Raw genomic sequence first — 21,177 nt, 5'->3', positions numbered from 1 at the left:
GCCGACTTCGCGCCGCTGGTCGATATCGTATCGGGCTTGAGCGGCGGCGGCGCGGTACAGCGCTATCCGGGCTCGCCGTGGCTGATCGCCCAGGCGCTGCGGACGGCGGACCAGTACATCGCGTGTGAGTTGCGTACGGACGAGCACGAGGCTTTGCGGGGGTTGCTGCGAGGCCGGGAAGATGTTCGCACCCTCTGCCGGGATGGCTATGCGACGGCGGTGGCGGAGTGCCCGAGGGACGGCCGCGCACTGGTGCTGATCGACCCGCCCTTCGAGCAGCCCGACGACTACGACCGCGTCGTCGCAACCCTGGCCGCCCTTCGCCGCAAGAACCGGCGGGCCCAGGCGCTGGTCTGGTTACCGATCAAGGACCTGGAGACCCTGGATTCGTTCCTGCGGGACCTGGAGGACGAGGTCGCCGCGCCGATGATTGTCGCGGAATGCCGTATGCGCCCGCTCGCCGACCCGATGAAGATGAACGGTTGCGCCCTCGTGCTGGTGGATGGCCCGGACCTGACGGTCCCTCTTGCCTCGATCTGCGGCTGGGTCGCGCAAGTCTTGGGCGCCGAGGGGGCGGCGCGGGTCTACGGGCTGTCGTCAAAATAACTTCGCAACTGCGAGACCAAGCTTAGTGCTATGTTGCGGCGCACCATCCCTTCCGCCAAGGATACCCCCATGGCCTATCCCGAGACCTCTCACGTGCCGGAACCGAAGTCGCTGCCGAACTACATGGTCGGCGCCGCATCGCCCCTTTGGGCCTACTTCGCCGGCGCGGCGGCCGGCGGGGTCGCCTTCTGGTGGATGACCCGCTGGGCCCGACCGGCCAACCTCGAGGCCATGTTCGCCGCCGCCGCACCTGCGACGGAACCGGTCCTGGAAGCCGCCGAGGCCCTCGTGGAATACATCGCCGAGGCGCCGATCGCCGCGTTGGAGGCGATGGCCGAACCCGTCGCGGCGCTGGAGCCGGTGAGCGAGATCGCGCCGGAGCTGGCCGCCGCGTCCGATCCCGCCGAGGTCCCCGAGCCCGCGCCGATACTGGAGGCCGTCCCCGAGCCGGCGCCTCCCGCCCCCGACCTGGCGGCCAAGGCACGGACGCGCAAGTCGGCCTTGCCGGACGAAGCCTGACAGCCAGCTCGAGCGGCGCTAACAACGGGCGGTGCTGAAGCGGGCCTTCGACATCGCCGTCGCCCTGACAGGCCTGCTGTTCGGCTGGCCGCTGCTGCTGTTGCTCGCGCTTCTGGTGCGGCTGGGCAGCCGGGGGCCGGCGATCCACTGGTCGCGGCGCGTAGGGCGTGGGAACGCCGAGTTCCTGATGCCCAAGTTCCGGACCATGCGGATCGACACCCCCGACGTGGCGACCCACCTTCTGCAGGACCCCGACCGCTGGATCACGCCCATCGGCCGGCTGCTGCGCCGCACGAGTCTTGATGAGCTGCCGCAGCTGTGGAGCGTGCTGCGCGGCGACATGAGCCTGGTGGGCCCGCGGCCGGCCCTCCACAGTCAGGCCGACCTGATCCGCCTGCGCACCGAGGCCGGAGTGGAGCGCCTGCGCCCCGGGGTCACCGGATGGGCCCAGGTCAACGGCCGCGACGAGTTGCCGATCCCGGAGAAGGTGCGCCTGGACCGCGACTACATGCAGCGGATGTCCTTCGGCTTTGACCTGCGGATTATCGTCGCCACGGCCCTGGCGGCGGTCACGGCCCGGGGCGTCAGCCACTAAGTCATTCACGCTCCAGCGAAACGCTCCCGGAGTCCATGCGTTGTGGGGGCTCCCGGAGACTGCCCGTGAGCCAGCAACCCGTCCAGACGCCCAAGCCCCGCCGACCCCGCGCGCCCGCCGACCGTGTTCCTCCTGGCCAGCGGCGGCCGCTGCGCGAACGGCTGGCGCACCCGACCGCGCCGCGGTTCAAGCGCCCCAGCCGGCGCACGATGTCGTGGGTCGGCGTGGTCCTGGCGCTCCTGGCGATCACCATCGCCGTGCTCTTCGCGCTCTGGGACTGGAACTGGTTCCGTGGCCCTGTGGAGCGCGTCGCATCGGCGCGCCTGCACCGCCAGGTGACCATCACCGGGGACCTCAACGCCAACGTCTGGTCCTGGCAGCCCTGGGTCACCGTCGACGGGGTCCACATCGCCAACCCGGCGTGGGCCGGCGGCAAGGAGATGGCGAACGCCGAGCGGATCACCGTTCAGGTCCGGCTGCTGCCGCTGTTCCTGGGCCGGACGGATATTCGCGTCCTTCGCTTCGACCGGCCCAACGTGGCGCTGTTCGCGGATGCCCAGGGGCGCAAGACCTGGGACTTTTCCGACGGCCGCGTGCAGGCGCCGATGAAGTTGCCGCCGATCCACAGCTTCGTCATCAAGGACGGCCGGATGGTCTTCCTGGACCTCATGCGGAAGCTGAAGTTCGAGGGCACGATCAACGCCAGCGAGCGGCTTGGCGCCGAGAACAAGGGCTTCGGGCTGCTGGGCAAGGGCACGATCAACGGCGCTCCGTTCCGCATGGATGTGACGGGTGGCCCGCTGATCAACATCGAGCGTGACAAGCCGTATCCATTCGACGCCGAGATCCGCGCCGGCGACACCTATCTGTCCGCCCGGGGCGCGATCCCGCAGCCTTTCGACCTGGGCCAGTTCTACATGACGGCCACGGGCCGCGGGCCGGACATGGCGGCGCTGTTCCTGCTTACCGGCGTCGCGCTGCCCAACACCCCACCCTACAACCTGCGAGGCAAGCTGACCCGCGACGGCCTCACTTGGCGCATCACCGACATCGGCGGCCGCGTCGGCGACAGCGACCTATCTGGCGTCATGACCTTGGAGACGGGCGGCAAGCGGCTGTTCCTGAAGGCCGACCTCCAGTCCAACAGTCTCGACTTCGACGACATCGGGGCCCTGTTCGGCGGTTCGCCCGCGGTGGGTCCGGGCGAGACCGCGTCGGCCGAGCAGAAGGCCATGCACGCCAAGCTGGGCGCCCAGCAGCGGGTGCTGCCGGACGCCACCCTGGACGTCACCCGCATCCGCGCCATGGACGCCGACGTGACCTACAAAGCCCTCTCGATTCGCGACGCGCCGGTGAAGTTGTCGTCGGGCTCTGCGCGGGTGAAGCTCGACGCCGGTCTGCTCAAGATCGACCCCGTCGAGCTGAACCTCTCGCGGGGCCGCGTGTCGGGCCGGATCGGGCTGGATGCCCGCAACGCCGTGCCGGTGACGGACATGGACCTGCGCCTCTCCAACGCGCGGATCGAGAGCATCCTGCCGCTGCAGTACGACGGCGCCGCGCCGCTGACCGGGGCCGTGGTTGGCCGCGCCAAGCTGTCGGGGGCAGGCAACAGCCTGCACAAGGCCTTCGCCAACGCCGACGGCCAGGTCGTGGTCGTTGCGCCGGGCGGGGAGATCCGCAAGGCGTTCGCCGAACTGGCCGGTGTCAATGTCGTCAAAGGCCTGGGCCTCCTGAACAAGAAGGACATGACGCCTGTCCATTGCGCGGTGGCCACGTTCGACACCAAGGGTGGCGTCATGCGGGCCGGCCACATCGTGGTCGACACCGGGCCGGTCCTGATCAAGGGCTCCGGCACGGTGAACCTCGGCGCCGAGCGGATGGACTTCAAGTTCCGCGGCCACAACAAGAAGTTCCGGCTGGTGCGGGTGCTGCTGCCCATCAAGGTCACCGGACCGCTGACGGCGGCCAAGATCGGCGTGGAACCGGGCGCGGCCATGGCGCAGGGCGCGGGCGGCCTGCTCCTGGGCGGGATCAACCCGCTGGCGGCCATCCTGCCATTCATCGACCCGGGCCTGGCCAAGGACGCCAACTGCGCGGGCCTGATCGCGGAGGCCAGCCGGCAGGGCGCGCCGGTTGCGGCCAAGACGTTGACGGCCGGTCGCTGAGCCCGCAAGGCTCCAGCCGATGTTTGCGACAGGGAGCAGGACCATGTCGACTTGGATCAGCAGGGGTGCGGCCCTCGCGGTGGGGTTCGGCGCCGCCGTCACAGCCGCGGGCGCGCTGGCCCACGACGACCCGATGCCCAAGAACCCCACCCCGGCTCAGCGCGCGGCCTATGTGCGGCACGACCACTTCCAGGAACTGGACAAGGCCTTCAAGGCCGTCGGGGACGAGCTGAAGAAGTCTGCGCCAGACAAGGCGGTCCTGGCGTCCAGCGCCAGGATGGTGGCCACGATGGCCGACGCCATCCCCTCCTGGTTCCCGCGCGGCAGCGGTGTCGAGGCGCGCCCCATGAGCGGGGCCAAGGCCAACATCTGGACCGACGCGGCGGGCTTCGGCGCCAAGGCGGCCGACCTGCAGGCGGAGGCGCTGAAGCTAAGCCAGGCCGCGGCGAATGGCGATGTCGCCGGGGTGAAGGCCCAATACGGCCCCGTGGGCGGGGCGTGCCAGGCCTGTCACGACACCTACCGGAGCGGGCGGAAGATGTAGTCGCCGCTAGGCGCGGTTGGCGGCGTCGCGCAGCGAGTTGAGCCAGGCGTCCTCGCGCAGCTTCTCGGCGTCGTGCAGCTTGGACTCCGCCTCGCGCACTAGGGCGTCGTGCTTGCGCCACTCCGAAACCGCGCCCTCGCGCGCCGCACGGGCCGCCTCGATGGTCGGGTAGCGGGCCAGGACGGCGCGGGTGGAGTAGTTCACCGGCGGCCCCACGGTCTCACGGTCCGGATAGAAGCCGGTGATGTGATCGGCCGTTTCGCTGTCGATGTGGAAAACGTCGGCCCAGCCCGCGTGGTGGCGCATCAGGGCCCAGGGTCGTTCGATCCGGTCGCTCACCGCTGTCTCCGTTCCTGCCGATCCGCTTTCGGCGGTCTCTCGTACAGCCCTTTAGCGCGACCGCCGGTGACGTCCAACGCGGATCGCGGGTTTTTGCTTCCATCTTGCGCCGCCGTGGCGGGCGCTTCACAAAACCCGGCGGCGGGAGGGCCTTCGATGCGCGCGGCTTCGGTCTCGGACTTTCGCGAACTGGCGCGCCGGCGGCTGCCCCACATCTTCTTCGAATACATCGACGGCGGCTCATACGCGGAAGAGACGCTGCGGCGGAACGTGGCCGACCTGGAGGCCATCGCCCTGCGCCAGCGGGTGATGCGCGACATGAGCGCCATCGACATGAGCGTCGAGACCCTGGGTCAGACGCTGACGATGCCGGTCGGCCTCGCCCCGGTGGGCATGGCGGGCATGTACGCGCGGCGCGGTGAGACGCAGGCGGCCCGGGCCGCGGCCGGCGTCGGGATTCCGATGTGCCTTTCGACGGTCAGCCTCTGTTCGATCGAAGAAGTGGCGGCCGCGGCCGGCACGCCGCCCTGGTTCCAGCTCTATATGCTGAAGGACCGCGGCTACATGCGCGAGCTGTTGGGTCGCGCAAAGACCGCCGGCTGCCCGGTGCTGGCGTTCACCGTGGATCTGCCGCTGCCCGGATCTCGCTACCGCGACGTCCGCTCGGGGTTCACCGGCGCCACGCCGCTGCAGACGATGCTGACGCGCGCCAAGGACGGCGTGCTCCACCCCGGGTGGACCTGGGACGTCTTCATGAAGGGCCGGCCGCATGCCCTCGGCAACGTCCAGGCGGCGGTCACCGAAGGGCGGCGGATCACCGACTACATGGCCTGGATCGGGCGCAACTTCGATCGCTCGGTGACCTGGAAAGACCTGGATTTCGTTCGCGAGGTCTGGGACGGGCCGATCGTGATCAAGGGCGTGCTGGACGTGGAGGACGCGCGCGACGCGGTGAAGGCGGGCGCGCAGGGGCTGGTGGTCTCCAACCACGGCGGCCGCCAGCTCGACGGGGTGAGTTCGACGATCGCCGCCCTGCCGCGGATCGCCGACGCGGTCGGCGGCGACCTGGAGGTCTTTATGGATGGCGGCGTGCGCTCGGGGCTGGATGTCCTGAAGGCGTTGGCGCTGGGAGCCAAGGCCTGCTTCGTCGGCCGCGCCTGGGCCTGGGCCCTGGGCGCCGGCGGCGAGGCCCAGGTGACCCGGATGCTGGAGATCCTGCGTGCGGAACTGGCCGTGGCCATGATCCTGACAGGCTGCACATCGGCGCGGCAGGCTGGGCGGACCCTGCTCGACCAGCGCTGAGAGTCGCCTTCCGCGCGAGCACAATTCGCATCCGCGGGAATCTCGTTGTGCAGTGCGAAACCTCTTGCTTGTGTGGGTGTTCAACCAGCCGAGGCGCTGGAGGCCAGATATGCGTGAAGACCCGTCGTTCGCCTATTCCCTCAGCCAGTCCGAGGACGGCTGGCGCTGGCGGGTATTCGACGAAGACGGCGTGACCGTGGCCGATGGCGCACATACCAGCCAGGACGCGGCCCTAGCGGCGGTAAACGCGATGCTACGCAACGCCGGCATGGACCTCGGCGCAGCGGCCTGAGGCCGCCAACGGTCATTGTGGCCGTGGCTGGGCCGCCTTAGCTTCCTGGCATGACCAAGTGGGTGCGTCCGATCGCTGGCGTCTGGCGGTTCGTGCGGCGGTTCGAGACGCAAGTTTTGCTGGGCCTGGTCCTGGCGGCGGGCAGCCTGTGGGCTTTCCTCAACATCGGAAGCGAGGTCGTAGAAGGCGACACGCACGCCATCGACCGGCGGCTGCTCCTGCTGCTGCGTACGCCGGGGGACCTGAACAATCCTATCGGCTCCCAGGCGATCGAGGAGGCTGTGCGCGACGCCACCGGGCTCGGCGGCACGACGGTGGTGACCCTGGTGTCGATAGTCGCGGTGCTGGCGTTTCTGTTCCACAACCGCCGTCGCCACGCGCTGGTGATGATCGGAGCGGTGCTCCTGGCCTGGATCTCCAGCGAGACGACCAAGTCGCTCTACGCCCGGCCGCGGCCCGACCTCGTGCCGCACGATGTCTATGTCTACTCGGGCAGCTTTCCCAGCGGCCACTCCACCCTGGCGGCGGCGACCTACCTGACGCTGGCCATGCTGGTGGCGAGCCTGGAGACGCGCAGGCGGACCAAGGCGCTGGCCTACGGGCTCGCGGGAGCGCTGCTGGTGGCGGTGGGATTCAGCCGGGTGTACCTGGGGGTCCACTGGCCGAGCGACGTGCTCGCCGGTTGGTGCCTGGGGGCGCTCTGGGCGCTGGCCGGTGGTGTGGCGCTGCGTGCAATGGGCGCGCCTAGGCAGGACTCAGGCAAAGCCTGACAGGTCAGGCGCGCGCCCATCCCAGCCGCTGACCCTCTCGAACGCTGCGGCCAGGGCCACCACAGTCTCCTCGTCACGCGGGTTGCCGAGGATCTGCAGGCCTGCCGGCAAGCCTTCCGAGGTGAGGCCGCAGGGGACGCTGACGCCCGGCAGGTCCAGGTAGTTCGCCGCCCGCGTCAGGCGGCTGAGCGGTGATACGGTCTCGTCCACGGCGGCCAGTGGCGGCGCCGGAATCGGGCAGGTTGGCGACAGCAGGGCGTCGTAGCCCGCCAGCCAGGTGTGGAACGCGGCCTGTCCCTGGGCGCGTTGCCTATGGACCTCCGCCAGACTAGCCTCCGAGACGTCGCGGCCTGCCTCGAGCCGCCGGACGATCCACGGGTCCATGAGTTCGCCGTGGGCGGCCACCCGATCGCCCCAGGCGCGCCAGCCCTCGCCGGCCATGAGCAGGCCGTTGGGGGTGAACGACTCCTCCAACGTGTGCGGCGGCCGGGCCATGTCGATGGTCACCCCGGCGCCGCGGAACCGGTCGAGCGCCTCTAGGTAGAGACGCCCCACGTCCGGATCGACCTCACCCAGGCCGTCGAGGGGAATGGCGGCCAGGCGGCGGCCGCGGACGTCGGCGGTAAGCGCGGATTCGGCGTCGAACGGGCCGCGGATGGCGGCGGCGTGGTCTGGGCCGGATATGATCGCCAGCACGCGGGCGGCAGTGGCGACATCGCGGGCAAGAGCGCCGACCGTGTCGAGGGATGGCGCCAGGGGATGGACGCCGGTCAGGCTGACGAGGCCGCGACCGGGCTTCAGGCCGACGACCCCGCAGACGCAGGCCGGGATTCGCACCGAGCCGCCGGTGTCGCTTCCCAACGCGGCGTCGCAGAGGCCGGCGGCGACGGCCACCGCGGAGCCCGAGGAGGAGCCACCGGGGGCGCGGTGGATCTTGGCGTCCCAGGGGTTCCACGGCGCGCCTACCGCCCGGTTCGTCCCCCAGCCGCCGTAGGCCAACTCCACAGTGTGGGTCTTGCCGACCACGCTCCAGCCGGCCTGCAGCAGGCGCTGGACGACCACGGCATGGCGCGCCGGGTTGCGGTCCAGCGGAACGCGGGCGCCACCGCCGGTCGGGACGCCTGCGATGTCGATCAGGTCCTTGATGGCGATGGTCGGGCCGGCTTCGACCTCGCCGGCCAGCGGCGGATCGAACACGCGCACGAAGGCCTTCAGGCGGCCGTCGTAACGGCGGATGCGGGCCAGGGCATCGTCGGGGATCATGGCCTGGACAATCGCCGCTGAAAATCGGCTAGGGAAGGGGGCCATGTCCCAGAACCTCTACGACCTCCTGGCCAGCCGCTTCCCTGCGGACCGTTCAAAGCCCTGCTTCCTGCTGAGCGACGGCTCGGAGATCAGCTACGGAGCGCTGGAGGCGGGGGCGGCCCAGGTGGCCGGCCGGCTGGTGGCGGAGGGCGTCGGGCCCGGCGACCGCGTGGCGCTGCAGGCCGAGAAGTCGCCTGAGGCTGTGATGGTCTATCTGGGCGTGCTCAAGGCCGGCGCGGTCTTCCTGCCGTTGAACAACGCCTATACCCGCGCCGAGGTGGACTACTTCCTGGGCGACGCCGAGCCGAAGGTGTTCGTCACCGATCCGCCGGCCTGGGTGGCCGAGGCAGGATCGGCCGGGACGCTGGCGGTGAGCGTGGCGCGTGAGGCCGACGACTTGGCGAGCCTGATCTACACCTCCGGCACCACCGGCCGGTCTAAGGGCGCGATGCTGAGCCATGGCGCCCTGGCGGCCAATGCCCTGGCGCTGCACGAGGCCTGGGGGTTCACGCCCGACGATGTCCTGCTGCACGCTCTGCCGATCTTCCACGTCCACGGCCTGTTCGTGGCGCTGCACTGCGCCTTCCTCTCCGGTTGTCCGATGGTCTGGCTGCCCAAGTTCGCCGACGCCGAAGTGCTGGCCGGGCTCGAGCGGTCGACGGTGATGATGGGGGTGCCGACCTTTTACACCCGGCTGCTGGCCAGTCCCGGGTTCACGCGCCAGGTGGCCGACAAGGTCCGCGTCTTCATCTGCGGATCCGCCCCGCTCCTGCCCTCGACCTTCGCGGAGTTCGAGGCCCGCACCGGCCAACGGATCCTGGAGCGCTATGGGATGAGCGAGGCGGTCATCATCACGACCAACCCGCTGGCCGGCGAGCGAATCGCGGGCTCGGTAGGCTATCCGCTGCCGGGCGTGGAACTCCGGATCGGCGGGGGCGAGGACACCGGCGTGATCGAGATCTGTGGTCCCAGCGTGTTCTCCGCCTATTGGCGGATGCCGGAGAAGACGGCCGAGGAGTTCACCGCCGACGGGTTCTTCATCACCGGCGACGTGGGGCGGCGCGATCCCGACGGGCGTGTGTGGATCTCCGGCCGCGCCAAGGACCTGATCATCTCCGGCGGCTACAACGTCTATCCCAAGGAGGTCGAGCTGGTGCTCGACGAGCTGCCGGGCGTGACCGAGAGCGCCGTGATCGGGGCGCCGCACAAGGACTTCGGCGAGGGCGTCGTAGCGGTTGTGATGGGGCAGGGTGACGAGGCGGCGATGATCGCGCAGGCCCGCGCGCAGCTGGCGGCCTACAAGGCGCCCAAGCGGATCGTGTTCGTCGACGAATTGCCGCGCAACACCATGGGCAAGGTGCAGAAGAACCTGCTGCGGCAGCGCTTCGCGGGCTTGTTCGAAGCCTGAGGTTTCGGGCAGGGTCCCGCCCGAGCAGATTGGGAGAGAATGGGATGGACCTGCAGCTGAAGGGCAAGACCGCCGTCGTGACCGGCGCCACACGCGGCATCGGCCGCGCCATCGCCGAATGCTTCGCCGACGAAGGCGCCAACGTGGCGATCTGCGCACGCAATGCCGAACAGGTGGCGGAAGCGGTGAAGGCGCTGGAGGGCCGCGGCGTCCGCGCCTTCGGTCAGGCGGTGGACATCGCCGACGGGCCGGCGTTGAAGGCCTTCATCACCAAGGCCGGAGAGACGCTGGGCGGCATCGACATCCTGGTCTCCAACGCCTCGGCCCTGGTGCAGGGCAACGCCGAGGGCGACTGGAAGGCGATGTTCGACATCGACATGATGGGCGCGGTGCGCAGCTTCGACGCGGCGCGGCCGTTCCTGGAGAAGGCCGCCGAGGCGAAGGGCGACGCCGCCTTCCTGATCACCTCGTCGGTGTCGGCGGCGGAGACGGACGACCCCAACTGCTACGGCGCCATGAAGGCCGCCCAGATCCACTTCGCCAAGGGCGTGGCCCGCCAGGGGGCGCCGAAGAAGGTGCGGTGCAACGTGGTCTCGCCAGGCACGGTGTTCTTCGAGGGCGGGGTCTGGGGGAATGTGAAGGCGGGGGCGCCGGCGTTCTTCGAGCAGATGCTGAAGCGCAATCCGACCGGGCGCATGGCGACGCCGGAGGAGATTGCTGCGGCGACCGTGTTCCTGGCCAGCCCACGCTCGGCGTTCACCACGGGCATCAACATGGTGGTGGACGGAGCGATCTCGCGGCGGGCGAACTTCTAGCGGAGTTCCGAGGCGCGCCGGCCCTCGGGCCGCGTGTCGCCTTGCAGCACCTGGCGCAGGCGCGCGACGTAGATCGGCCCGGCGGCCATGGCCACGCCGACGATGTCGGCTGTGACCTTGATCGGGGAAATGAGCTGCCCCGTTACGCAAGGGGCGAGCTCGCTCAGCAGCACCACCCACGCCGCCACCAGCGGAATGTCCCCACGCCGCACGAACGGCAGCAGGCCATAGGCGGCCAGCGCGCCGATGTAGAATAAGAACACCCGGGCGATGAAGCTTTCGGCCAACGGACTGAGCGAGACGGCCAGCACCACGAAGCCCATGATCGTCGCCGCGCCCATGTAGAGGGAACGCGGGAGGCTGGCGGCGCGGAGCGTGCTGGCGATCGGAGCGAACATCTGGGTGATCGTCGTAAACCTGAGCCGTCACTTCAGGCTTAAATTTCATGGTTAGGAAGGCGTGCACAAAAGGCTCGCCGAGCCTGTGGCGCGACCATGCGTGTGGCTTGGCCATGGGCCTTGCGTCCGGCGCCGGACGGGGTGTCAGGTGGCGGGATGGACAAGCTCTTCTTCGACCTGCGCGCCACGCACAATCCGCACCGCTGGTTCCTTCCCGTGGACCCCTCGATCTGCGTTGGCCCGCCAGGGAGCGCGTTCATGTTCGGCGGGGTCGGTCTGGCCTCCGCCGTGGCGGCCATGGAGCGAACCTGCGAGCGGCCGCTGATCTGGGCCACGGCGCAGTACCTCAACTATGCTCGCCCCGGCAGCGTCGTGGATATCGACGTCTGGACGCCGGTGGAGGGCAAGCACACAACCCAGGCGCGGGTGATCAGCCACGTGGACGACAGGGAGATCATCACGGTCAACGCCGCGCTTGGCCGCCGGGAGAGCCCCTATTCCGCGCAGTGGACAAACCTGCCCGACGTTGCTCCGCCGGAGGACTGCGACGTTGCCGAGCACTGGCGGGGCTCGGGCGAGGGCCTGCATACCCGCCTCGAGGTGCGCATAGCCCAGGGCCGTTATGGCAAGGACCGGCAAGGCAATCCCGCCGCGGATGGGCGCACGGTCCTGTGGGCGCGCCCGCGCGGCGACTACGTCATCGACGCCACCATGCTGGCGATCATGGCGGACCTCGTCCCCTCCGGCATCGGCAATGCCCTGGGCAAGAACGCCGGCGGCAACAGCCTCGACAACACCCTGCGCATCCGCAATGTCACGCCCACCGAGTGGGTGCTCTGCGATATTCGCATCCTGGGCGTGCATGGCGGGTTCGCCCACGGGACTATGTTCCTCTACAGCCGCGACGGGGAACTGATGGCCACCGCCAGCCAGTCGGTCATCGTTCGCGTTCGCGAGCAGGCCGAGGACCGCTGATCCGCTACGACGGGAGCCGTTCGGCTTCCGTGGCGTTGCAGTTGCTTCGAAGGCGAAGCTGCAGGGTGAAGGCGTGGCGTCACGGTGGCCGGAACGGCTCTGGATTGTGCGGCATGGACAGAGTGCGGGGAACGTCGCGCGAGACCTGGCTCACAACGCCGGGGTGACCCACATCGACATCGCCGAGCGCGACGTGGACGTGCCGCTATCCGAGCTGGGCGCGCGCCAAGCCTGCGCCTTGGGCGACTGGTTCGGCAAGTTGCCGGAGCACGAGCGACCCGACGTGGTCCTGTCCTCCCCCTACCTGCGGGCGCTGCGCACCGCCGACATCGTGCGCGAGTGCGGCGGCTTCTCGCCGGACGCCCATCGCCAGGTGCCGGACGAGCGCCTGCGCGAGAAGGAGTTCGGAATCCTGGACCGGCTGACGACCGCCGGGGTCGCCGCAGGGCACCCCGAGCAGGCCGAGTTCCGGCGGCTGCTGGGCAAGTTCTACCACCGGCCGCCCGGCGGGGAGAGCTGGTGCGACGTGATCCTGCGCCTGCGATCGGCGCTGGACACCCTGTCGCTGCACCACGCGGGCCGCCGCGTGCTGGTCGTCAGCCACCAGGTGGTGGTGCTCTGCCTGCGCTACCTGCTGGAGGAGATGACGGAGGCTGAGATCCTGGCCATCGATCGGGCAGGTGACGTGGCGAACTGCGCGGTCACTGAATACCGACTGGACGCGGCCGCCGGTCCGAATGGCGTCCTGAGGCTGCACGACTACAACTTCGTAGCCCCCCTGATCGAGCAAGGTGCGCAGGTGACCAGCATGCCCGACGCCATCGTCGCGGCGCGATGAGCTTTACGGAGGTCAGCCAGGAACTTCTGGCCAACTGGCCGCTGCCCTGGATGGGGGTTGCGACCGACAAGGATGCCCGCGGACGGGTGCTGCTCGCGGGCGGCGGCGTCGAGGTGCCGGGCGCGCTGATCCTGGCAGGGGTGGGGGCGCTGCGCAGCGGGGCCGGCAAGCTGCAGCTGGCGACGCCGCAAAGCCTGGCGATCGCGCTCGGGCTGTCCGTGCCGGAGGCCCGGGTGTTCGGTCTGCCACAGACTGCCGGCGGCGAGCTGGCCGCCGAGGGAGCGGAGGAGCTGGCGACCCGTGCGCAGCGCAGCGACGCCGTGGTCATCGGGCCAGGCATGCTGGACGAGGAGGCCGCCGGGGCCCTGGCGCAGCGACTGGCCTTGGTCGAGGAGTGCGCGCTGGTGGTCGACGCCGCGGCCATGGTCGGCCTGGCCCGCGCGCCTGAGGCGGCACGGCGCAAGGGGGGGCGGCTGGTGCTGACGCCGCACGCCGGAGAGATGGCGGCGATGCTGGATTGCGCGCGCGCGACCGTGGAGGCCGACCCGGTGTCGGCAGCGCGCGGCCTGGCCGCCGAGCTGCAGGCGGTGGTGGTGATGAAGAACGCGGTGACCTATGTCGTGTCGCCGGACGGCCGGGCCTGGCGGCACCTCGGCGGCTCGCCGGGCCTGGCGACCTCCGGTTCGGGCGACGTGCTGGCCGGCGTCATCGGCGGTCTGCTCGCCCGCGGCGCGGCGCCCGCGCAGGCTGCCTGCTGGGGCGTCTACGCGCACGGCGCCTGCGGGCGGCGGCTGGCGGAACGGATCGCACCCCTGGGCTTCCTCGCCCGCGAGCTGCTCGACGAGATCGCGCCCGCCCTCGCCGAACTGACGTCAACCGCCCCACACTCCACCGCGGGCGCTCGCCAGTTGCCCTGGAAAGTGTAAGAAGCGGCACGAACCATGCGCGTCTGACGGCGCTTCAGGGAGTTTTCGTGCGTATGACCGTCCGCCTGCTGGCCGCCGCCTCGGCCATCCTGCTGCTCTCCGCCTGCGCGACTGTACCCGAGGCGCCGCCGCCGGCGCGCATCGCCGCCGCTCCGCCGCCGGCCCCACCGGCAATGCCGAAGCCGGAGGTCGGGACCTTCGGTTTCAACGTGGCCGGGATGGACAGGTCGGTGGCGCCGGGCGACGACTTCTACCGCTATGCGGTTGGCAAGTGGGTGGACGAGACCGAGATCCCCCCGGACCGCTCCAGCGTGGGCAGCTTTGTGGTGATCGCCGAGAAGACGGCGGCCCGCATCCGCGGGATCATCGAGGCCAGCGCCGAGACGCCGAACGCAGAGGGTTCCGACGCGCGTAAGATCGGTGACTATTTCGCCAGCTTCATGGACGAGGCGCGGATCGAGGCGCTGGGCGCCGAGCCCCTGAAGCCGGAGCTGGAGCAGATCGCGGCCATCAGGACCCGCAAGGACCTCTCGGCGGCCCTGGGCGGCCAACTCCGCGCCGACGTCGACGTGCTCAACGCCACCAACTACTACACGCCGCGCATCTGGGCCTGTGGGTGGCCGAGGACCTGAACGACACGACCAAGTACCGGCCTTACCTTCTGCAGGGCGGCTTGGGGATGCCGAACCGCGAGTACTACCTGGGAGACGCGCCGCGCTATGCGGAGCTGCGGTCCAAGTACCAGGCCCATGTCGCGAACATGCTGCGGCTGGCTGGGTTCAGCGAGCCTGAGGCGCGAGCCAAGCGGGTGATGGACCTGGAGATGGCGATCGCCAAGGTCCACGTGTCGGTGGAAGAGACCTCCGACGTCGCCAAGGGCAACATGGTCTGGGTGCGCAGCGAGCTCGCCGCGAGGGCGCCCGGGCTGGACTGGCCCGCCTTCCTGACCGCCGCGGGCCTTGCCGACCAGCCGCGGCTGGGCGCCTGGCAGCCGGGGGCGATCGCCGGCATCTCGAGGTTGGCCGGGACCTGGCCGATCCAGGCCTGGAAGGACTACCTGGCCTTCCACACGATCTCTAACGGCGCCCCGTTCCTGTCGAAGGCGTTCGCGGACGAGAACTTCGCGTTCAACGGCCAGGCGCTGTCCGGCACGCCCCAGCAGCAGGACCGCTGGAAGCGAGGCGTCAACGCCACCTCCAACGCTCTGGGTGAGGCGGTCGGCAAACTCTACGTCGAGCGCTACTTCCCGCCGGAGGCCAAGGCCCAGGCCCAGGAGATGGCGGACAACGTCCTGAAGGCGTTCGGTCAGCGACTGGACAGCCTCGACTGGATGAGCCCGCAGACCAAGGCGCGAGCCAAGAAGAAGCTCGCCAACTTCCACGTGATGGTCGGCTACCCGGACAAGTGGCGCGACTATTCCGGCCTGCAGGTGGTCCGAGGCGACGCCTATGGCAACGCGCATCGGGCCCGCCTGTTCGAATATCGCCGCAACCTCGCCAAGCTGGGACAGCCGGTGGACCGTGGCGAGTGGTTCATGACCCCGCAGACGGTGAACGCCCTCTTCGCGCCCAGCCAGAACTCGGTGACGTTCCCGGCGGCGATCCTGGCGCCGACCTTTTTCGATCCTGACGCCGACGCGGCGGTGAACTATGGAGCGGTCGGCGGGGTGCTGGGTCACGAAGTGACCCACGGCTTCGACGATATCGGGGCGCTATTCGACGAGAACGGCAACATGGCCAACTGGTGGACGACGGACGACATGGCCACCTTCAAGGCGCGCGCCAAGGCTTTGCAGGACCAGTACTCGGCCTACGAGCCGCTGCCGGGCGTCCGCATCAACGGCCAGCTCACGTCGAGCGAAAACATCGCCGACATGGCGGGCCTGGCGGCGGCCTATGACGCCTACATCCTGTCTCTCAAGGGCGCGCCGCCGCCGGTGATCGACGGCTTCACGGCCGACCAGCGCTTCTTCCTGGGCTGGGCGCAGAACTACCGCGCCAAGTTCCGGGAGGCGGCGCTGCGGCGTCAGATCGTGACCGACGTCCACGCCCCGGCGCCCTGGCGCGCGTTGACTGTGCGCAACCTCGACGCCTGGTATCCGGCCTTCGGAGTTAAGCCCGGCCAGAAGCTCTACCTGGAGCCAGCCCAGCGGGTGGAGATCTGGTAGCCGTTCACATCAGCGATCCGGACGATCCGCGGCTGGAGCCCTACCGCGCTGTTCGGGAACGGGATCTGGCCGGCCGGGCCGGGCTCTACATCGCCGAGGGCCGCGTGGTGCTGGAAAAGGCGATCGCCGCCGACCCGGGCGCTGTCGTCTCGGTGATGGTCGCCGCCCACCGCGTAGAGAGCCTGACAGGGATCCTGGCGAGCCTCCCGCCGGCGACGCCGGTCTACGCCGCCGCGCAGCCTGCGATGGATCAGGTGGTCGGCTTTCCCATCCATCGCGGCATCCTGGCGCTGGTCCGGCGGCCGGAGCTCAGCGCGCCTGACCTGCTCGCACGCCTGCCCGACCGCGCGCTGGTGGTCGGGCTGGTCGGGATCGCCAACCACGACAACATGGGCGGCGTGTTCCGTAACGCCGCCGCCTTCGGAGCGGCCGGCGTGCTGCTGGACGACAGCTGTTGCGATCCCCTCTACCGCAAGGCCATCCGGGTCAGCGTGGGTGCGGCGCTGACGGTCTCGTTCGCGCGAGCGGGCTCGGCGGCGCGTATGCTGGACCTGCTGCAGGCGGCGGGGTTCGAGGTCGCCGCCCTCTCGCCGGCGGGCGATACCGTCCTCTCCGACCTGAGCCTGGGGACGCGCGCCGCGGTGCTGCTGGGCGCCGAGGGGCCGGGGTTGCCCGCGGCCCTTCTTTCTCGGGTGAAGACGGTCCGGATCCCCATGGCCGGCGGTTTCGACTCGCTCAACGTGGCGACGACGAGCGGCATCGTCCTGCACCACCTCGACAAGGGGCGAACGTAGTTATTTAAAGGCGAGCTTAACCACCGCCGAGGCAACGTCCGGCCTCAGGCCCACAACGACGTGGGTCTCCGGGGGTAGAGATGACCGTCGACGGGGCGCCGGGCGCCATGACCATGCCGCCGGGTCTGGAACAGTCCGGACCGGTCTTCGACCGCGCCACGCGACTGGCGCGCTCGATGTTCGGCGGTGTCCACGCTCAGGTGAGCCTGATCAGCGAGCGCGGCCTTTGGCGCTCGCGTCCGCGCACCGACGGCACGTCCGGCAATGCCGCCGGCGTTCGCGAGGTGATGCGCCTTGGAGAGGCGCTCTGGATCGAGGATCTGAGCCTCGACGAACGCTTCCGAGACATCCCAACCGTGGCGACCCCGCCCTACGCGCGCTTCTTCGCCGGCGCTCCGATTCGGCTCGAGGACGGCTCGACCCCCGGAGCGCTCTGGGTCGGAGGCCGGGAGCCCCGCGCCTTCGACCGCACCCTCGCGGCGCGACTGCAGGACCTGGCCGATTTCGTGGCCGACGAGTGGACCCGGGTGAAGGCCCGGCGCGCTTCCATGGGCTACGAGCGCACGATGGAGGCGATCGTCAAGGCGATGCCGCTGTCGATGGTGCTCACCGACTGCGAGGCGCGCCTGCTCTACGCCAGCCCGCCCTGGCTTGCCGCCCGCGGCCTGTCCGGCCAGCCGGTCGTCGGCCAGACTCTCTACGAACTTCGCCCCGACATGTTCGAGCAGTGGCGGTCAGGGATCACCCGTTGCCTGGAAGGGCACTCGCTCTCCATCGAGCGCTTGCAGGTGCCGACCCTGGACGGGGGGACCAGCTGGGTGAAGGTCGAGCTAGCGCCCTGGTACGAGCATGACGGCGCGGTCGGCGGCCTGATCATCACTTCCTACGACATCACCTATATCGTCGAGGCCCTTGAGCGGGCCGAGCGGTCGGAGGACCGGCTGAAGCTCGCGCTCGAGGTTGCCGATCTGTACGTCTACGAAATGGACTACGTCCGCAACGAGCTGATCGAGGTCGGTGATCCGGCCACGGTCTTCGACCGACCGGTCACCTACGAGGAACTGGGCAAGGACATCTGGAGCAGGGTCGATCCGCGCGACCGGCCCAACGTGATGGCCCTGTGGGACCATTGCCGGGCCACCGGCGCACCCTACCAGCCCGAGTACCGCATCCAGCGTAACGACGGCAAAGAGGTGTGGACCTTCAATACCAGCAAGCTGATCGCGAGTGACGACGGCAAACCGATCCGCCTGGTGGGCGCGCTGCGCAACATCACGGCGCGCAGGGCCGCGGAACAGGCGCTGGTCCAGGCCAAGGAGGAAGCCGAGGCCGCCAACCGCGCCAAGAGCGCCTTCCTCGCCACGATGAGCCACGAGATCCGCACGCCGCTGAACGGCGTGTTGGGCATGGCCCAGGCGATGGCCGCCGACAAGGACCTGACGCCGACCCAGAAGGAGCGCCTGGACGTTATCCACCAGTCGGGCGAAAGCCTGCTGGCGATCCTCAACGACGTCCTGGACCTCTCGAAGATCGAGGCCGGCAAGCTGGCCCTGGAACAGGCGCATTTCGAGCTCGGCGCGCTGGCCAAGACGGTCCACGCCACCTTCCAGGCCATCGCCGAGACCAAGCGGCTCTCCTTCGAACTCAGCCTCGATAAGGCCGCTCTCGGAGTCTACGAGGGCGACCAGGTGCGCCTGCGGCAAATCCTCTGGAACCTGGTGTCCAACGCCTTGAAGTTCACGGAGAAGGGTGGCGTGAAGGTGCGCATCGGGCGCGAGCCCGACGGCCTGTCGTTCACGGTCTTCGACTCAGGCATCGGCATGACGCCGCCGCAGCTGGCGAACCTGTTCCAGAAGTTCGAGCAGGCCGACGTCTCCACGACGCGGCGGTTTGGCGGCACCGGCCTGGGCCTGGCCATATGCCGCGAGCTGGCCGAGCTGATGGGCGGGACGATCAGCGCTACGAGCGCGCCGGGCCACGGCTCGACGTTCACGGTCAAGCTGCCGATGAAGAAGGTGGCCCGGTCCGCGCCGAAGGCGAGGCCCGCCAAACCCCGGAAGCCGAAGCCACAGCCGACCGACGCTCGCCCGATCCGGATCCTGGCCGCCGAGGACAACACGATGAACCAGCTGGTGCTGCGCACCCTGCTGGCTCAGGTGGGCATCGAGCCGGTCATCGTCTCGGACGGCCGCGAGGCGGTCGAGGCCTGGGAGCGCGAACCCTGGGACCTGATCCTGATGGACGTGCAGATGCCGGTGATGGACGGTCCGAGCGCCACCGGCCTGATCCGCGCCCGCGAACGCACGCAAGGGCGCGCCCGGACGCCGATCGTGGCCCTGACCGCAAACGCCATGAGCCACCAGATCAGCGAATACCTGGCCGCCGGGATGGACGCCTTCGTCGCCAAGCCCATTGAGGCGCAGCGGCTCTACGCCGCCGTACAGCGGGCCGTGGACGGCGACGTGGATGACAGCGACGAGAGCGCGGTGGCCTAGGGGGATCCGGAGACCCTCGGCGACGGGTGTGGACGCCGCGGGCGGTGCGAAGGCCTCCGGTCCTCTCGCTGGAGCTTAGGCCTTTGCGCTGGGCGCCTCGGCGAGGTGTCGCTCTATGTGAGCCGAGAATGCCTGTCCGTAGGCGCGCAGGAATTCCGTGGTGCTGTCTTTGATCAGTCCGCCCTTGTCGTCGAACAGGCTGAGCGCGCCGGAGATATAGGCCTCCGGCTGCTGGAGCGTCGGCACGTTCAGGAAGACCAGCGAACTGCGCAGCTGGTGGTTGGCGAGCATGGCGCCCTGGCTTCCGGCGGTGACGCTAATGACCGCGCCGGGCTTGCTGTTCCACTTGGATTGGCCATAGGGGCGTGAGGCGACGTCGATGGCGTTCTTCAGCACCGCCGGCAGACCGCGGTTGTATTCCGGCGTCACGAACAACACTGCGTCCGCCGCAGCGATTTCCTGGCGCAGGCGGACCCATTGCGCGGGGGGATCGGACTCCAGGTCCTGGTCGAAGAACGGCAGGTCGCCGATCTCCACGAAATTGAACTTCAGATCCGGCGTCAGGGCGGCGAGCGCCTCGGCGGTCTTGCGGTTGACCGAATCCTTGCGGAGCGAGCCGACGAGGACGGCGACGGTGCGAGCTTGGGGCATGTGAGTTTCCTTGGGTGGAGTGTCGCTGCTAGCGGCGTGAGCGGAAGATGGCGCCGGGCCTGACTGTTGATAATTGGGAGATATCGAGGAAGACTGTCGCCGATTGGGAAACAATTCCATGGATCGGCTGGACGAAATCCGCGCCTTCACCGCCGTTGCCGAAGCGAAGAGCTTCACGCAAGGCGCGCGCAAGTTGGTGGTGTCGCCGGCGCAGGCGTCGAAGCTGGTGGCGCGGCTGGAAAACCGGCTGGGTGCTCGTCTCCTGAACCGCACGACGCGCGACGTCTCCCTCACCGACACCGGGCAGGCCTACCTTGAGCGCGCGCGGGAACTCCTCGCAGGGTTCGACGCCCTGGAGAGTTCGGTGCGCGACCAGGGTGGACCATCCGGGACGCTGAAGGTCTCGGCGCCAGTGTCGTTCGGCAAGGGGCAGTTGGTCCCGGCCCTGTTGGACTTCGCCGCCGCCTATCCGGCTCTGGCCGTGGACGTGGCCTTCGCCGACCGGCTCGTGAACCTGGTCGAGGAAGGCTTCGATGTAGCCGTGCGGATCGGCCAACTGACGGACTCGTCCCTGGTCGCCAAGCGGCTGGCGGCGGTGCGCCTGGTGACCTGCGCCGCGCCGGACTACCTCGCCCGCCACGGAACGCCGATGGCGCTGGAGGATCTGGCGCAGCACGAGGCGATCCTCGACAGCAATGCGCGGGACGCCGCCGTCTGGGGGTTCGGCCCTCACGGCGACCGGCGCGAGGCGCGCGTGCATGGGCGGCTGCGGTTCAACGGCGCCGAGGCCTGTGTGGCGGCGGCGGTGGCCGGGTTCGGGATCACGCGCACCCCTGCCTTCGCCGCGGCAGATGACCTCCGGGCTGGGCGGCTCACGCCCATCCTTTGCAGCTTCGAACCGGAGTTGATCCACGTGCACGCCGTCTATCCGCACGCGCGCCATCTTGCCGCCAAGGTGCGGGCCTTCGTGGACTTCCTGGCTGAGCGCTATTCGGGCGAGCCTGCCTGGCATCAGGGCTGGGGAAGCGACCATCCGGCGCCGCCGGGGCGGGCGAAGTAAGCATTGTTAAGTTAGCGGTTTGGCGCCAACCTCAGCGTCGGAAGCGCAAGGAGAGCCGCCAATGGCCGCCGATGGGAACATCACCAAGGACATCGTCTACGAGGCCGTGGCGCCCGACGACTTCGAGTCGATGCTTGAGCTGGACCGCTACGGCAATCGCTCGACGGCTTTCGACAAGATCATCTCTGCGACCCACGACCACTTCTGGGATCC

Annotated in this window: 22 protein-coding genes and 1 pseudogene (1 of these 23 only partly in view); 19 read left to right on the top strand and 4 right to left on the bottom strand. The window is 69.5% G+C overall.

All coding sequences use genetic code 11. The features are described 5' to 3' along the window. The 5 genes from rlmJ to QZV94_RS09720 all read left to right on the top strand — a co-directional run. Positions 1-606, top strand: the 3' portion of a protein-coding gene (gene rlmJ, locus QZV94_RS09740; RefSeq protein ID WP_293677624.1) for a 23S rRNA (adenine(2030)-N(6))-methyltransferase RlmJ. The gene continues 111 nt to the left of window position 1, outside the view; 606 of the gene's 717 nt are visible here — the last part of the coding sequence; its start codon lies off the left edge, out of view; its stop codon occupies positions 604-606. Positions 607-675: 69 nt separating this feature from the next. Continuing rightward, a complete protein-coding gene (locus QZV94_RS09735; protein WP_293677623.1) occupies positions 676-1,125 on the top strand; it encodes a hypothetical protein in 450 nt (149 codons plus the stop codon). Positions 1,126-1,159: 34 nt separating this feature from the next. Next, positions 1,160-1,720, top strand: a complete 561-nt coding sequence (locus QZV94_RS09730) for a sugar transferase (RefSeq protein ID WP_293677629.1) — start codon at positions 1,160-1,162, stop codon at positions 1,718-1,720. A gap of 65 nt (positions 1,721-1,785) precedes the next feature. After that, complete coding sequence (locus QZV94_RS09725; RefSeq protein WP_293677622.1) at positions 1,786-3,885, top strand: AsmA family protein; 2,100 nt, start codon at positions 1,786-1,788, stop codon at positions 3,883-3,885. 43 nt (positions 3,886-3,928) lie between these two features. Then, on the top strand, positions 3,929-4,429 hold the full coding sequence (locus QZV94_RS09720) for a cytochrome c (protein ID WP_293677621.1): 501 nt from the start codon (positions 3,929-3,931) through the stop codon (positions 4,427-4,429). 6 nt (positions 4,430-4,435) lie between these two features. On the opposite strand, the gene QZV94_RS09715 is transcribed toward QZV94_RS09720, so the two are convergent. Next, positions 4,436-4,768 (bottom strand): hypothetical protein, encoded by a 333-nt coding sequence (locus QZV94_RS09715; RefSeq protein WP_293677620.1) that lies wholly within the window; start codon positions 4,766-4,768, stop codon positions 4,436-4,438. Between the two features lie 156 nt (positions 4,769-4,924). Between QZV94_RS09715 and QZV94_RS09710 the strand changes: the two genes are divergently transcribed. The 3 genes from QZV94_RS09710 to QZV94_RS09700 all read left to right on the top strand — a co-directional run bounded on the left by QZV94_RS09710 (position 4,925) and on the right by QZV94_RS09700 (position 7,132). Continuing rightward, positions 4,925-6,070: an L-lactate dehydrogenase gene (locus QZV94_RS09710; RefSeq protein ID WP_293677619.1), complete on the top strand. Its 1,146-nt coding sequence runs from the start codon at positions 4,925-4,927 to the stop codon at positions 6,068-6,070. A gap of 109 nt (positions 6,071-6,179) precedes the next feature. Beyond that, positions 6,180-6,362, top strand: a complete 183-nt coding sequence (locus QZV94_RS09705) for a hypothetical protein (RefSeq protein WP_293677618.1) — start codon at positions 6,180-6,182, stop codon at positions 6,360-6,362. 50 nt (positions 6,363-6,412) lie between these two features. Then, positions 6,413-7,132 (top strand): phosphatase PAP2 family protein, encoded by a 720-nt coding sequence (locus QZV94_RS09700; protein ID WP_293677617.1) that lies wholly within the window; start codon positions 6,413-6,415, stop codon positions 7,130-7,132. On the opposite strand, the gene QZV94_RS09695 is transcribed toward QZV94_RS09700, so the two are convergent. Then, entirely contained in the window at positions 7,118-8,395 is a 1,278-nt protein-coding gene (locus QZV94_RS09695) for an amidase (RefSeq protein ID WP_293677616.1), read from the bottom strand. The two genes, QZV94_RS09700 and QZV94_RS09695, sit on opposite strands and share 15 nt — an antisense overlap. Before the next feature lie 43 nt (positions 8,396-8,438). On the opposite strand from QZV94_RS09695, the gene QZV94_RS09690 reads away from it, so the two are divergent. After that, positions 8,439-9,845: an AMP-binding protein gene (locus QZV94_RS09690; protein ID WP_293677615.1), complete on the top strand. Its 1,407-nt coding sequence runs from the start codon at positions 8,439-8,441 to the stop codon at positions 9,843-9,845. Between the two features lie 44 nt (positions 9,846-9,889). Continuing rightward, complete coding sequence (locus tag QZV94_RS09685; RefSeq protein ID WP_293677614.1) at positions 9,890-10,660, top strand: SDR family oxidoreductase; 771 nt, start codon at positions 9,890-9,892, stop codon at positions 10,658-10,660. Here the strand turns inward: QZV94_RS09685 and QZV94_RS09680 are convergent. Beyond that, positions 10,657-11,058 carry a hypothetical protein gene (locus QZV94_RS09680; RefSeq protein ID WP_293677613.1) on the bottom strand — a complete coding sequence of 134 codons (402 nt, stop codon included), beginning with the start codon at positions 11,056-11,058 and terminating at the stop codon, positions 10,657-10,659. The two genes, QZV94_RS09685 and QZV94_RS09680, sit on opposite strands and share 4 nt — an antisense overlap. Positions 11,059-11,214: 156 nt before the next feature. Here QZV94_RS09680 and QZV94_RS09675 point away from each other — a divergent pair, with 156 nt between their 5' ends. The 7 genes from QZV94_RS09675 (at position 11,215) to QZV94_RS09645 (ending at position 19,253) form a co-directional block, all read left to right on the top strand. Next, positions 11,215-12,033, top strand: a complete 819-nt coding sequence (locus QZV94_RS09675; protein ID WP_293677612.1) for an acyl-CoA thioesterase II — start codon at positions 11,215-11,217, stop codon at positions 12,031-12,033. A gap of 73 nt (positions 12,034-12,106) precedes the next feature. After that, positions 12,107-12,871 (top strand): histidine phosphatase family protein, encoded by a 765-nt coding sequence (locus QZV94_RS09670; RefSeq protein WP_367254305.1) that lies wholly within the window; start codon positions 12,107-12,109, stop codon positions 12,869-12,871. Further along, positions 12,868-13,797, top strand: a complete 930-nt coding sequence (locus QZV94_RS09665; RefSeq protein ID WP_293677611.1) for an NAD(P)H-hydrate dehydratase — start codon at positions 12,868-12,870, stop codon at positions 13,795-13,797. Before QZV94_RS09670 ends, QZV94_RS09665 begins: the two co-directional genes overlap by 4 nt. Before the next feature lie 53 nt (positions 13,798-13,850). Continuing rightward, positions 13,851-14,429 (top strand): M13 family metallopeptidase N-terminal domain-containing protein, encoded by a 579-nt coding sequence (locus QZV94_RS09660; RefSeq protein ID WP_293677627.1) that lies wholly within the window; start codon positions 13,851-13,853, stop codon positions 14,427-14,429. Beyond that, on the top strand, positions 14,414-15,964 hold the full coding sequence (locus QZV94_RS09655; RefSeq protein WP_293677610.1) for a M13 family metallopeptidase: 1,551 nt from the start codon (positions 14,414-14,416) through the stop codon (positions 15,962-15,964). The genes QZV94_RS09660 and QZV94_RS09655 overlap by 16 nt, the downstream gene beginning before the upstream one ends. Further along, positions 15,958-16,758 (top strand): RNA methyltransferase, encoded by an 801-nt coding sequence (locus QZV94_RS09650; protein ID WP_293677626.1) that lies wholly within the window; start codon positions 15,958-15,960, stop codon positions 16,756-16,758. The genes QZV94_RS09655 and QZV94_RS09650 overlap by 7 nt, the downstream gene beginning before the upstream one ends. Positions 16,759-16,838: 80 nt before the next feature. Continuing rightward, entirely contained in the window at positions 16,839-19,253 is a 2,415-nt protein-coding gene (locus tag QZV94_RS09645; RefSeq protein ID WP_293677609.1) for an ATP-binding protein, read from the top strand. Positions 19,254-19,328: 75 nt separating this feature from the next. Here QZV94_RS09645 and QZV94_RS09640 read toward each other — a convergent pair whose 3' ends face one another. After that, positions 19,329-19,904 carry an NADPH-dependent FMN reductase gene (locus QZV94_RS09640; protein ID WP_293677608.1) on the bottom strand — a complete coding sequence of 192 codons (576 nt, stop codon included), beginning with the start codon at positions 19,902-19,904 and terminating at the stop codon, positions 19,329-19,331. A 118-nt stretch (positions 19,905-20,022) separates the two neighbouring features. On the opposite strand from QZV94_RS09640, the gene QZV94_RS09635 reads away from it, so the two are divergent. Beyond that, entirely contained in the window at positions 20,023-20,964 is a 942-nt protein-coding gene (locus QZV94_RS09635) for a LysR family transcriptional regulator (protein WP_293677607.1), read from the top strand. Between the two features lie 61 nt (positions 20,965-21,025). After that, positions 21,026-21,177: pseudogene (locus QZV94_RS09630) on the top strand (ferritin-like domain-containing protein); the annotation flags it as partial.

It is taken from the genome of uncultured Phenylobacterium sp., assembly GCF_902826855.1.
Taxonomy (GTDB): Bacteria; Pseudomonadota; Alphaproteobacteria; order Caulobacterales; family Caulobacteraceae; genus Phenylobacterium.
The sequence above is the reverse complement of the archived record's forward strand: the minus strand, read 5'-3'. Positions and strand labels throughout refer to the sequence as shown.